The organism is Sphingobium sp. UBA5915 (assembly GCF_002431195.1).
GTDB classification, from domain to species: domain Bacteria; phylum Pseudomonadota; class Alphaproteobacteria; order Sphingomonadales; family Sphingomonadaceae; genus Sphingobium; species Sphingobium soli.
The window spans coordinates 41,329-52,543 of record NZ_DJDV01000092.1 but is presented as its reverse complement, the minus strand read 5'-3'; the positions used below and the strand labels follow the sequence as shown (position 1 = coordinate 52,543).

11 protein-coding genes, 1 tRNA gene and 1 pseudogene are annotated in these 11,215 nt (G+C 63.8%); 7 read left to right on the top strand and 6 right to left on the bottom strand.

The annotated features are described in order from the left end of the window. Positions 1 to 233 (top strand): annotated as a pseudogene (locus B2V90_RS16465) (RecX family transcriptional regulator); the annotation flags it as partial. Positions 234 to 490: 257 nt separating this feature from the next. On the opposite strand, the gene B2V90_RS16460 reads toward B2V90_RS16465, so the two are convergent. Next, positions 491 to 1,276 (bottom strand): TerC family protein, encoded by a 786-nt coding sequence (locus B2V90_RS16460; protein WP_037542498.1) that lies wholly within the window; start codon positions 1,274 to 1,276, stop codon positions 491 to 493. 150 nt (positions 1,277 to 1,426) lie between these two features. Between B2V90_RS16460 and B2V90_RS16455 the strand changes: the two genes are divergently transcribed. From B2V90_RS16455 to B2V90_RS16445, 3 genes are all read left to right on the top strand, one after another. Continuing rightward, the gene (locus B2V90_RS16455; protein WP_228221725.1) at positions 1,427 to 2,335 is read left to right on the top strand and encodes a tetratricopeptide repeat protein; all 909 of its coding nucleotides are present in this window, start codon (positions 1,427 to 1,429) and stop codon (positions 2,333 to 2,335) included. A 106-nt stretch (positions 2,336 to 2,441) separates the two neighbouring features. After that, positions 2,442 to 3,464 carry a class 1 fructose-bisphosphatase gene (locus B2V90_RS16450; RefSeq protein ID WP_009820869.1) on the top strand — a complete coding sequence of 341 codons (1,023 nt, stop codon included), beginning with the start codon at positions 2,442 to 2,444 and terminating at the stop codon, positions 3,462 to 3,464. Between the two features lie 330 nt (positions 3,465 to 3,794). Then, positions 3,795 to 5,741 (top strand): acyltransferase family protein, encoded by a 1,947-nt coding sequence (locus tag B2V90_RS16445; protein WP_228221726.1) that lies wholly within the window; start codon positions 3,795 to 3,797, stop codon positions 5,739 to 5,741. Here the strand turns inward: B2V90_RS16445 and B2V90_RS16440 are convergent. Beyond that, complete coding sequence (locus B2V90_RS16440; protein ID WP_228221727.1) at positions 5,674 to 6,567, bottom strand: N-formylglutamate amidohydrolase; 894 nt, start codon at positions 6,565 to 6,567, stop codon at positions 5,674 to 5,676. The two genes, B2V90_RS16445 and B2V90_RS16440, sit on opposite strands and share 68 nt — an antisense overlap. A 141-nt stretch (positions 6,568 to 6,708) precedes the next feature. Between B2V90_RS16440 and cpdR the strand changes: the two genes are divergently transcribed. Beyond that, entirely contained in the window at positions 6,709 to 7,086 is a 378-nt protein-coding gene (cpdR, locus tag B2V90_RS16435; protein ID WP_009820866.1) for a cell cycle two-component system response regulator CpdR, read from the top strand. Positions 7,087 to 7,092: 6 nt separating this feature from the next. Here cpdR and B2V90_RS16430 read toward each other — a convergent pair whose 3' ends face one another. Then, positions 7,093 to 8,424, bottom strand: a complete 1,332-nt coding sequence (locus B2V90_RS16430) for a dicarboxylate/amino acid:cation symporter (RefSeq protein ID WP_228221728.1) — start codon at positions 8,422 to 8,424, stop codon at positions 7,093 to 7,095. A 130-nt stretch (positions 8,425 to 8,554) separates the two neighbouring features. Here B2V90_RS16430 and B2V90_RS16425 point away from each other — a divergent pair. Then, positions 8,555 to 8,629, top strand: a tRNA-Val gene (locus tag B2V90_RS16425). A gap of 62 nt (positions 8,630 to 8,691) precedes the next feature. Here B2V90_RS16425 and B2V90_RS16420 read toward each other — a convergent pair. Beyond that, on the bottom strand, positions 8,692 to 8,949 hold the full coding sequence (locus B2V90_RS16420; protein WP_228221729.1) for a hypothetical protein: 258 nt from the start codon (positions 8,947 to 8,949) through the stop codon (positions 8,692 to 8,694). Between the two features lie 140 nt (positions 8,950 to 9,089). Here B2V90_RS16420 and B2V90_RS16415 point away from each other — a divergent pair, with 140 nt between their 5' ends. Further along, positions 9,090 to 9,716, top strand: a complete 627-nt coding sequence (locus tag B2V90_RS16415; protein ID WP_228221730.1) for a 5'-methylthioadenosine/S-adenosylhomocysteine nucleosidase — start codon at positions 9,090 to 9,092, stop codon at positions 9,714 to 9,716. A gap of 27 nt (positions 9,717 to 9,743) precedes the next feature. Here the strand turns inward: B2V90_RS16415 and B2V90_RS16410 are convergent, their stop codons facing one another. After that, positions 9,744 to 10,280, bottom strand: coding sequence for an adenine phosphoribosyltransferase (locus B2V90_RS16410; RefSeq protein ID WP_228221731.1), 537 nt, complete (start codon positions 10,278 to 10,280; stop codon positions 9,744 to 9,746). Positions 10,281 to 10,356: 76 nt separating this feature from the next. Next, positions 10,357 to 11,205: a cytochrome c1 gene (locus B2V90_RS16405; RefSeq protein WP_228221732.1), complete on the bottom strand. Its 849-nt coding sequence runs from the start codon at positions 11,203 to 11,205 to the stop codon at positions 10,357 to 10,359. Positions 11,206 to 11,215 lie beyond the last annotated feature (10 nt).

The window sequence follows — 11,215 nt, the reverse complement described above, 5'->3', positions numbered from 1 at the left end:
GCATAGCGGAGGAAGACCGGGAGCAGGCCGACGCGCAGACCGCCCGCGACGCCTGGGCGGCGGCCGATCGCTTCGCCCGCCGCAAGCGCATCGGCCCCTATGCGACCGCCCCGCTCGATCCCAAACAGCGCGAAAAGGCGATCGCCGCCTTTCTGCGCGCGGGCCACGCCTATGCGCTGGCGCGCCGCTGGGTCGACGCCGCCCCCGGCGAAGTGATGGAAGAGGACGAATAGGCCTCCTCCCGGCGTTTCGACACAGGGCCGGAAACCCGCCTTGCCTCTCTCGCCACAGCCCCTTTCAATGTAGGATTTTCTCTGATCTACCCTGATCGGTGAAGCCCTGCCCGCCTCATATAACCACGCCCGCGCCCACGCAGCCCCGTGTCGCTTCCCTGTCGCGTCGTGGTCGCTTCGCAGGCGCGTTGTGGTCGCTTCGACCCCGAAAAGCCCGACAACCGTGTGAACTTCGCTACGCCCGTCACCATCCGGGTTCAGGCGTCGCCCTTGCGCATCTTCGCCCGCCGCGCGAAGATGTTGAGCACCTCGACCAGCGTCGAAAAGGCCATGGCCGCGTAGATATAGCCCTTGGGGACATGCACGCCAAAGCCGTCGGCGATCAGCACCGCGCCGATCATCAGCAGGAAGCCGAGCGCCAGCATGACGACGGTCGGGTTGCGCGCGATGAAATTGGCCAGCGGATCGGCCGCGATCAGCATCACCGTCACCGCCACGATCACGGCGATATACATGACCGCCAGATTGTCGGTCATGCCCACCGCCGTCAGGATCGAATCCAGCGAAAAGATCATGTCGAGCAGGATGATCTGCACGATGGCGCTGCCGAAACTCATCGTGACCGCGCTCTTCTTGTCCAGCACATCGTCGCCGCCATGCGGGTCGACATTGTGATGGATTTCCTTGGTCGCCTTCCAGATCAGGAACAGGCCGCCGGCAATCAGGATCATGTCCCGCCAGGAAAATTGCGTCTCGAATGTCGGCGCGCCATGGCTGTCGAGCGGCCCGCGCCAGCCAAGATCGAATACGGGCTGCGTCAGGCCCACGATCCACGCGATCATCGACAGCAACACCAGTCGCATCGCCAACGCCAGCCCGATGCCGATGCGCCGCGCCTTGGGCCGCTGCGCCTCGGGCAGCTTGTTGGTCAGAATGGAAATGAAGACGAGATTGTCGATTCCCAGCACCACCTCCATCACCACCAGCGCGATCAACGCGGCCAGGGCGGTGGGATCGGTAAAGGCGGTGACGAGACTGTCCATGATGCTCCCCTGATTGTCCGACAACGCCACTGTTTCGGATCGGCAACGTATCGAAACGGCGCTGACGCCTTATCGTTCCTCTGTTGCTGCTTGATGCCGGAACGCCGAGTTTATAAGGCTGGTACATCATTATCCGGGGGGATTTTTCCGATGCGTTTCATGTTCACGCTGGCGGGTCTTGGCCTTGCCTTGGCCATTTCTGCGCCGGGAAAAGCCGAGGTCTTCGAGATGGACGGCCATTTTCCCGCGCCCTTCCGCGAAGTCAGCCTGGCGCGCAGCATCGGCATCGACCGGATCGGCGGGCGTGACGGCATGGCCCTGTCGCTGGCCCTGGAACGGTTGTTGAGCCGGCGCGGCCCGGACGGCCGCCCCCATTTCGACCTCATTGCCCTGTCGCGCAACGGGCCGGACGCCGAAGCCATCGTCAGCGGCATGGCAGACGCCACCATCCGCAAGAGCGACGTCAAGCGCACGGTCGAGGAATGTGCGGACAAGCAGGCCAGCATCTGCCCGAAGAAGGAAAAGGTCGACATCACCTGCACGCAGGAAGTCGTCAGCTTCTCCTCCACCCTGCGGGTCGCGCGCCCGGACGATGGCCGCATCCTCTATACCCAGACCCGGCCGCAATCCGACACGATCGTTACCTGCCCCAAGGACAAGAGCCCGCGCCATCCCAAGGACAGCATCGACCGGATGGTGCGCACGGCGGCGGATCGTTTCGTGGACGATATCGTACCGCGCCACGAACGCTACCGCATCCGCCTGCGGGAAGGGCGCGACGGCATGGACAAGGCGATGGGCCAGGCGTTCAGGGACAGCATTCGCCTGTCGCAGCGCGATCCGGCCGCCGCCTGCGAGCAATGGGATGGGATGAACCGCGATCGCCCCGGCCATCCCTCGCTGCTCTTCAACCTTGGCCTGTGCGCGGAACGGGACAGCGACTATGCGCAGGCCGAGCGCCTTTATGCGCAGGCGGGCAAGGCACAGGAGGATATCGACCGGGTGCGCGATCTGACCATCGGACGCGAAGACGCGCAGGCGCGCGCGGCCGATCAGTAAGGCGCGTGCTGGACTTGAACGCGGCGCTACCGTAGCGACGGCCTGTCCGCATCGACCTTGCGGACATCAACCGATAGTCTTTCACCCCTTTGCCAGAGGCGGGCCAATGACCAGAACCACCCTCACGCGTTTTCTGATCGAACAACAGCGCAACGCCAATGCCCTGCCCGCCGAATTGCGGCTGCTGATCGAAACGGTCGCCCGCGCCTGCAAGACGATCAGCCACGCCGTCAGCAAAGGCGCGCTGGGCGAAGTGTTGGGCAGCCTGGACAGCGAAAATGTGCAGGGCGAAGTGCAGAAGAAGCTGGACGTCATCGCCAACGAACTGCTGCTCGACGCCAATGAATGGGGCGGGCACCTGGCGGCGATGGCGTCAGAAGAGATGGAAACCATCTATCCGATCCCCAACCGGTATCCCAAGGGCGAATATCTGATGCTGTTCGACCCCATTGACGGGTCCAGCAATATCGATGTCGACCTGTCGGTCGGCACGATCTTCTCGGTGCTCAAGGCCCCCGAAGCTTGCGCCGGGCGCGATGTGACGGAGGAGGATTTTCTCCAGAACGGCCGGCATCAGGTCGCTGCCGGCTACGCCATCTATGGCCCGCAGACGTTGCTGGTGCTCAGCGTCGGCACCGGCGTCTATGAATTCACGCTGGACCGGGAAGTGGGCAGCTGGGTCATGACCGACCCCGACATGAAGATGCCCCAGGGCAAATGCGAATTTGCGATCAACATGTCCAACCGCCGTCAATGGTCGCCGGGTGTCGAACGCTATATCGACGAACGGGTGATGGGCGCCAAGGGACCCTGCGGCAAGGATTACAATATGCGCTGGACCGCCTCCATGGTGGCCGACGTGCACCGCATCCTCAAGCGCGGCGGCATCTTCATGTATCCCTATGATCATCGCACACCCGGCAAGGCCAAGCTGCGTCTGATGTATGAAGCCAATCCCATGGCCTATCTGATCGAACAGGCCGGCGGCGCGGCGAGCGACGGCTTCATGCCGATCATGGACGTCGCGGCGCGAGGGCTGCACCAGCGCGTGGGCGTGGTGCTGGGCGACACGGCCGAGGTCGAGGCCGTGGTCGCTTATGGTCGTGAAACCGAAGCCTTGGTGAACTGACAGGAAAATGATGGGGGAGAGCGCTGATCGAAAAGCGCTCGATCCCCCAGCCATGCCGCGCCTGCCGGTCTTACCGGCGGCTCCTCTCCAGAAACTGTTTTAGTGACGCGGCATGTGCGGGATTCGCTTACTCCAGCGCGATGACAAAAAAAAGGCTGATCCGAAGATCAGCCGATAAGTTTTTAGGAGAGGATGCCTGAAAGGCACAGCCCTTGTGACCCGGCGGAGGATTCTTCGCAACTGCGAAGAGCGATGGGCCGGTTGCAAAGCATGCAATCATGCGCTGGCGTGAAAGCAATTGGCAGGGCTTTTGAGGATATAGGGACGCCGATGCACGGACCAGTTCCCATAGCGGCGACAGACCATCCCCAGCGCTACCGGCGCGACATCGACGGCCTGCGCGCGCTCGCCATCCTCCCGGTGCTGCTGTTTCACGCCCATGTGCCCGGATTTTCCGGCGGCTATGTGGGCGTGGACATCTTCTTCGTCATATCAGGCTATCTCATCACCGGCATTCTCGCCCGTGACATTGATTGCGGGCAGTTTTCGCTGATCCGCTTCTATGAACGTCGCTTCCGCCGGATCATCCCCGCACTGGCGCTCATGATAGTCGTGACGCTGGCTGTCTCCGCCTGGCTCTACTTTCCCGGCGATCTGGAGGGGGTGCCCCGGTCTGCGCTCGCCGCAACGTTGTTCGCCTCCAATCTATGGTTCTTCACCGACACCGGCTATTTCGCCGGCGGTGCGGACGTTAAGCCGCTGCTCCACACCTGGTCGCTTGCCGTGGAGGAACAATATTATATCGGCTTCCCGCTGCTGCTGATGCTGCTGGCCCGCTATGCGCCGCGCTGGCGCACCGCCGCGCTGGCGACGTTTGCCGCCCTATCGCTGGCGCTCGCCATCCTGATGCAGCGGGATACGAGCGGTTTTACCTTCTACCTGCTGCCGACCCGCGCCTGGGAATTATTTGCCGGGGCCTTGCTGGCGATCGGCGCGGTCCCATCCATTCGCGGCCGTTTGGTTGCCGAAGCGCTGGTATGGAGCGGTCTGTTGGCGATCGCCCTGCCCGTCACGCTGTATGACCGCACCACCATCTTTCCGGGGCTCACCGCCCTGCCCCCCGTGCTTGGCGCGGCGGTTCTGCTTCATGGCGCGCCAGGCACCAGCGTCGGGCGGCTTCTTTCCCAACCGCCGCTCGTTGGCATCGGCCTTCTCTCCTATTCGCTCTATCTCTGGCACTGGCCGCTGATCGTCTTTGTCGAATATGCGACCGACGCGCCGCTATCGGGAGGACTGCGATTAGGCGTAATCGCTGCCGCCCTGGCCCTTGCCTACCTATCCTGGCGCTATGTCGAGCGGCCATTCCGCGATCGCTCGCGCATTTCGGACAATGGAATATTTCGCTTCACCGCCGTCGCCATCCTGCTGCTGTGCCTGGCATCGGGCGGACTGATGGCGATGGGCGGATGGCCGTCGCGCTTCTCCGCGCCGGTGCTGGCACAAATCGCGGGACGCAATGATTTCAGCCCGGCGCGCAAACGATGCCATGACACCTATATGCGCGGCGCACCGCCTTGCATATCAGGGGCGCGGGTCCACCCCGACGCCATGCTCTGGGGCGACAGTCATGGCGTGGAGCTGGCCTATGCCCTATCGCTGGCGGCCAGGGCGCAGGGCCGCGCGCTGGTCCAGCGCACCACCTCAAGCTGCCCGCCGGTTCTGGGCTATGATGGCAGAGACCCGCGCTGCGCCGCCGCCAATCGCGCTGCCTTCGCCGCGTTGCGCGCCGATCCGGAAATACGCCGCATCTATCTGATCGCCTTCTGGGCAAATGGCGACTTCGACGCGCCCGACTTCGTCGCCAAGCTTGACCTGACAATCGCCGCAATCCGCCGGGAGGGGCGACAAGTCGTGCTGATCGGCCCGGTGCCGCCCCAGCCCTTCGACGTGCCCCGCCACCTTGCCCATCTCGCGCGCGCCGGGCGGCTGGACGAAGCGCGCGGGGTCAATCGCGCGTGGTTGGAGGCACGCACACCCCATCTGCGCGCCCTCTTCAGCCGCTGGCAGCAACGCGGCGTGATGCTGATCAGTCCGCTTCAGGCGCTATGCGCATCAGGCGCCTGCGCCATCGCGGCGGACGGCAAGCCGCTCTATTTCGATTCGCATCATCTGAGCGTCGCCGGCGCGCTGCGCGTGGTCCGCGACGGGGCTATTCCGCCGCCAGCGCATGGCCGGCGCGCGGCAATTCCACCGCCAGCGCCTCGGCCAGGTCGGTGACCAGAGCCTGCATCTGCGCCACGCCTGGCCCAGGGCCTTCCAGCCCCGCATCGAGATAAAGCCGGCGGTCTATCTCCACCTGCAAGCCATGCAGCCCCCGATCAGGACGGCCGTGCCGCTCCAGCAAATAATCGCCGGCATAAGGGTGGTTCTGCGCAACGCCCACGCCATGGCTTTGCGCAATCTCGGCGGCGAGCGCCATCAATTGGCTGGACGCGCTGCGACCAAAGCGGTCCCCCAGCACGATGCCCGGCGGCGTCTGCCCCGCGCCCGGCGGCGGCAGCGGCGGCATGGAATGAAGGTCGATCAGGATGGCATGGCCATACGCATCCCGTGTCGCCGTCATCAGGCGCGCAAGCGCGGCATGGTAGGGCCGATGGACAGTCTCGATCCGCCGCTGCGCCTCCAGCCAGGGCATGGGCCGCAGCCACAATTCGCTGGCGCCGGGCATCCGGCGGGGCAAAAGGCCAAGGCCACCGCGCAGTTTCGCGCTGCTGTGCCAGCCCGCATCGTGTGGCGGATCGGCGATCATCGCGGGGTCCACCTCCCGCTCGTGACGGTTGAGGTCGATCATCGCGCGCGGCGCCCGCGCAACCAGCACGGAAAAGCCCCTCGCGATCAAAGGCCGTGCAAGCAGATCAACCCAGCGATCCTCCAGCCGTCGCAGCATGGCGGGCCGCACGCGGGCGGCGGCCAACAGGGAATCAGGGTAATCACGGCCCGAATGGGGCACAGAAAGGATGACGGGACGGTCTGGCAGGTCCGGACCGAAAAGGTCGAAGGCGGTGTTACGCACAGACGGAACTGGCAGCGCGTCTTCGTTCAAGGCGGCTCCTTTCACCCGATCCGCGAAATTGGTTACCCGGCTGGATAATCTTTACACCTTGTCGCATATAAGCGGGCTTCGCGCCACCCTGTCGGCGGCGTGCACGCTGGCAATGCGCCGGACGGACCGATGTTGGGGGCAATGATTCGCATTCTACTGGCCGAAGATGATGAGAGCATGCGCGTCTATCTTGCCCGTGCTCTGGAACGATCGGGATATGAGGTCGTCGCCGTCGCGACCGGCACGCAAGCCGTGCCCTATATCGATTCCGACCGGTTCGATCTGCTGCTGACGGATATCGTCATGCCTGAAATGGACGGCATCGAACTGGCACAGCATGCAGCGCAGGTCGCGCCGGACATGCGCATCATGTTCATCACCGGCTTTGCCGCCGTCACGCTCAAGGCCGGCAAGGCGGTGCCCCAGGCCAAAGTGCTGTCCAAGCCGTTCCACCTGCGCGACCTGGTGCTGGAGGTCGAGCGCATGTTTGGTAGCGAGAGCCTTTCGGGCCAGAGCTGACCCGCATCAATCGGGCACGACTTCCTGCATGTCGGGCGTTGGGTCGAGCGGGATGCCGGCCATAGCTGCGGTGAAGCGCTCGCGATCCAGCCCCTTTTCCCACACCGACACCACCACCGTCGCCACCGCATTGCCGACGAAGTTGGTAAGGCTGCGGCACTCGCTCATGAACCGGTCGACGCCCAGGATCAGGGTCATGCCCGCGACCGGGACCGACGGCACGATCGACAGCGTTGCCGCCAGCGTGATGAACCCCGCGCCCGTCACCCCGGCCGCCCCCTTGGACGAAATCATCGCGACCAGCAGCAGCAGGATCTGCTCTTCCAGACTGATATGCACATTACAGGCCTGGGCGATGAACAGGGCGGCCAACGTCATGTAGATATTGGTGCCATCCAGATTGAAGCTGTAGCCGGTCGGCACTACCAGTCCGACGACCGACTTGCGGCATCCCGCCCGCTCCATCTTCTCGATCAGGCTGGGCAGTGCCGCTTCGGACGAGGATGTGCCGAGCACTAGCAGCAGTTCCGCCTTCAGATAGCGGATCAGGTGCAGGATGTTGAACCCCACCGCCCAGCAGACCGCACCCAGCACCACCAGCACGAACAGCAGAGACGTCAGATAGAATGTCGCGACCAGCCCCGCGAGGTTGGCAAGCGTGCCCACGCCATATTCGCCGATGGTGAAAGCCATCGCCCCGAACGCGCCGATCGGCGCGGCCTTCATCAGGAAGCCGACCAGCTTGAAGACCGCGTGGCTCGCCGATTCCAGCACCGTCATCAGCGGCGCGGCCTTGTCGCCGATCATGGTCAGCGCAATGCCGAACAGGATCGCGACGAACAGCACTTGCAATATGTTGCCGTCCGCCACGGCCGACACCATGGTCGCCGGGATGATGCTCATCAGGAAACCGGTCAGCGTGCGCTCGTGCGCCTGATGCGCGTAATCGGCGACTTTTCCGGCATCGAGCGTCGCGGGGTCGATGTTGAGCCCGGCACCCGGCTGCACGACATTGGCGACGATCAGCCCGACGATCAGCGCCAGCGTCGAAAAGGTCAGGAAATAGCCAAATGCCTTGGCCGCCACACGGCCAATGGCACCCAGTTCCTTCATGCCGGCAATGCCGGTCACGATCGTGAGGAAAATGACCGGCGCGATGATCATTTTCACCAGCTTGATGAAGGCTTCTCCCAGCGGCTTGAGCTGCACGCCCGCATCGGGCCAGAAATGCCCGATCAGCACGCCCAGCGCGATGGCGACCAAAACCTGGACATAGAGCTGACGGTAGAATGGCAGACGCGGCGCCGTCTGAATGGGCGAGGATGGCGATGGCATCATGATGAAGTGGCGTCCCCCTGTTTGCGTTGCAGCATATGGGACCCCCCTTCGCTGTCCAGAAGAATGTGCGCCTTGCCTAAATAACCGCTTGCGCGGCCCGACGCCCCCGGCTATTGGCCCCCTCCACGGCGGGCGTGTAGCTCAGTGGTAGAGCACTGTGTTGACATCGCAGGGGTCGCAAGTTCAATCCTTGCCACGCCCACCATGAAAAGCCTCGCGGCCATCGGTCGCGAGGCTTTTTTTATTCAGTCGCGACTGGAGCCGTATTCAGGGCAGCTGCTTCTTCATCGCGTCGAGCATGAAGCGCCAGACATTGGCGGCATCCTGCGCATAGGCGCGTTCATCGCTGTCCGGACTGATATAGCGGGTGACGCCCGCCCCTGCTTCCTTCATATAGTCGCTGGGTTCATGGATGGCGTGGAGCACCGCGCGAACCTGCGGCAGGCAAGCCTGCCAATCCGCGTCATCCTGTGTTTGACCCTGCATCTGGCACAAAGCGCGGGCAGCGCGTTCGATCGGCGTCATGTCTGGCTCCTGCTGGCACTGAGGTTCTTTCGCATCTGACGCGGCGGACCTGGGGAAGGCAAGCGAAAAGCCGTGCATTGGCGCTTCGCTTGGTCATCCGCCTCGCTTAAGAGCAAGCCTGATAGACGAAGAGGACGAGCATGGTGGAATGCGAGATGATCGCGGGCAGGCGCGTCCTGTTCGTCATGGCGGTGGACGCTGAATATGGCCCCCATCTCAAAGCGCGTTTCACGCCGCTGCTGACCGGCGTCGGCCCGATCGAGGCGGGGATTGCAATGGGGGCGGCGCTTCATTCGCTGGAGGCGCGGGACTCTCTGCCCGACCTTGTCGTATCGCTGGGGTCAGCGGGATCGCGCCGCTGCCCACTGGGAGAGATTTTCCAGATCGCCAGCGTCTCCTGGCGCGACATGGATGCCACCCGCCTTGGCTTTCCCAAGGGGGTGACGCCGATGGTCGATCATCCGGTGGATATTCCGCTCGTGACGCCATTGCCGTTGCCGCTGGCGCGCCTGTCCACCGGGGCCAATGTCGTGGGAGGCGAGGATTATGCCGGCATCGACGCCGACATGGTGGACATGGAAAGCTTCGCCATCGCCCGAGCCTGCGCGCGCTATGACGTTCCGCTGATGGGACTGCGCGGCGTGTCGGATGGGCCAGGCGAGCTTGACCATATCAATAGCTGGATGGAGTTGCTCGGCCTGATCGACGAACGGCTGGCACAGGCGGTGGATTTGCTGCCCGGGGTGCTGGCCCGCACGGACGGCTGATTGGGGGGGCGCTGGCTTTCGTGCGCGCTAGTCGCCGTCGAAAGCGATCAGGGCCTGTGTCGCAACGCCGTCATCCTCCAGCAGCGCCTTGCCGCCAAGATCGGGCAGATCGACGGCGAATAGCGCCATGAGCACGGCAGCCCCCTGTTCGCGCAGCAGTTGCGCCGCTGCGAGAGCGGTGCCACCGGTGGCGATAAGGTCATCGACCAGCACGACCCGCGCGCCCGCCGGCACCTGCCCCTCATGCAGTTCCAGCCGGTCGGTGCCATATTCCAGCACATAGTCGATGCCGACCGTCTTGCCGGGCAATTTACCGGCCTTGCGCAAGGGTACGAAGCCCTTGCCCAAGGCAGCAGCGAGCGCCGCGCCCAGGATGAAACCCCTAGCCTCGATCCCGACGATCAGATCCGGGTCCAGCGGCCGGGCAACCGCGACCAGCCGCTGCACCAGCTCGCCAAAGCCCGGACCGTCCGCCAGCAACGTGGTGACATCGCGAAACTGGATGCCCGGCTTGGGAAAGTCCGGGATGGTGCGAATGAGGGCGGTCAGGCTGTCGATGCTCATGGGGCCTCCATAAGCAAAGGGCGCGGCTCCCTCAAGGAACCGCGCCCTGCTTTTGTTGGCGCACTGACAATAGAAGTCAGGCCGCCTTTTTCTTGTCCGCCCAGATATTCTGGTAGGCCATATAGGCAAGGCCTGTGGCGATCAGCAGGAAGACGATCGTCGCAAGCCCGGCGCGACGGCGATTTTCCAGCTTGGGTTCCGCAGTCCAGGTCAGGAACGCCGCAACGTCCTTGGCCATCTGGTCGACCGTCGGCCTGGTGCCGTCACCATAAGTGACCTGGCCGTCGGCGGTCAGAGGCGGCGCCATCGCCAGATTGAGATTGGCGAAATAAGGGTTGTAGTGCAGCCCCTCCGGCGTCTTGGCGTCAGGGAATTCCCTAAGCAACTCGGCCGGTTGCGGCTGATAGCCGGTGATCAGCGAATAGACATAGGCGCTGCCATGATGGCGGGCCTTGGTCATCAGCGACAAATCCGGCGGGATCGCATTGTTGTTCGCCGCCGCCGCCGCGACATTGTTGGCGAAGGGCTTGGGGAAGTGATCGGCAGGAACCGGATCGCGACCCGTCATTTCGCCCGTCTTGGGATCGACGTCGGGCGTCTTGATCGCCCACTGCTTGGCGATCGCCTTCACTTCCGCCTCATTATAGCCCAGCGCTTCCAGATCGCGGAAGGCCACGAACTTGAGGCTGTGGCAGGCCGAGCAGACTTCTTTGAACACCTGAAAGCCGCGTTGCAGCTGCTGGCGATCATAACGGCCGAAGGGACCGTCGAACGAGAAGGACACATGCTTGGGCGCCTTGTGGAATTCATGCTCCACGGTCGGCTGGGGCGGGTCCGACACATAGGCGGCCGCGCCGAAAAGGAAGGAGATCAGCAGCCAACCCGCGAAGAAGAGGCCGACGAAAAATGCGCCGATGCGAACCATGATATCGTCT

What these genes read in the sequence shown, in the direction of transcription:
- B2V90_RS16460 (WP_037542498.1), bottom strand. Translation starts at nt 1,276, where the DNA reads ATGGACAGTCTCGTCACCGCCTTTACCGATCCCACCGCCCTGGCCGCG.
- B2V90_RS16455 (WP_228221725.1), top strand. Translation starts at nt 1,427, where the DNA reads ATGCGTTTCATGTTCACGCTGGCGGGTCTTGGCCTTGCCTTGGCCATT.
- B2V90_RS16450 (WP_009820869.1), top strand. Translation starts at nt 2,442, where the DNA reads ATGACCAGAACCACCCTCACGCGTTTTCTGATCGAACAACAGCGCAAC.
- B2V90_RS16445 (WP_228221726.1), top strand. Translation starts at nt 3,795, where the DNA reads ATGCACGGACCAGTTCCCATAGCGGCGACAGACCATCCCCAGCGCTAC.
- cpdR (WP_009820866.1), top strand. Translation starts at nt 6,709, where the DNA reads ATGATTCGCATTCTACTGGCCGAAGATGATGAGAGCATGCGCGTCTAT.
- B2V90_RS16430 (WP_228221728.1), bottom strand. Translation starts at nt 8,424, where the DNA reads ATGATGCCATCGCCATCCTCGCCCATTCAGACGGCGCCGCGTCTGCCA.
- B2V90_RS16420 (WP_228221729.1), bottom strand. Translation starts at nt 8,949, where the DNA reads ATGACGCCGATCGAACGCGCTGCCCGCGCTTTGTGCCAGATGCAGGGT.
- B2V90_RS16415 (WP_228221730.1), top strand. Translation starts at nt 9,090, where the DNA reads ATGGTGGAATGCGAGATGATCGCGGGCAGGCGCGTCCTGTTCGTCATG.
- B2V90_RS16410 (WP_228221731.1), bottom strand. Translation starts at nt 10,280, where the DNA reads ATGAGCATCGACAGCCTGACCGCCCTCATTCGCACCATCCCGGACTTT.
- B2V90_RS16405 (WP_228221732.1), bottom strand. Translation starts at nt 11,205, where the DNA reads ATGGTTCGCATCGGCGCATTTTTCGTCGGCCTCTTCTTCGCGGGTTGG.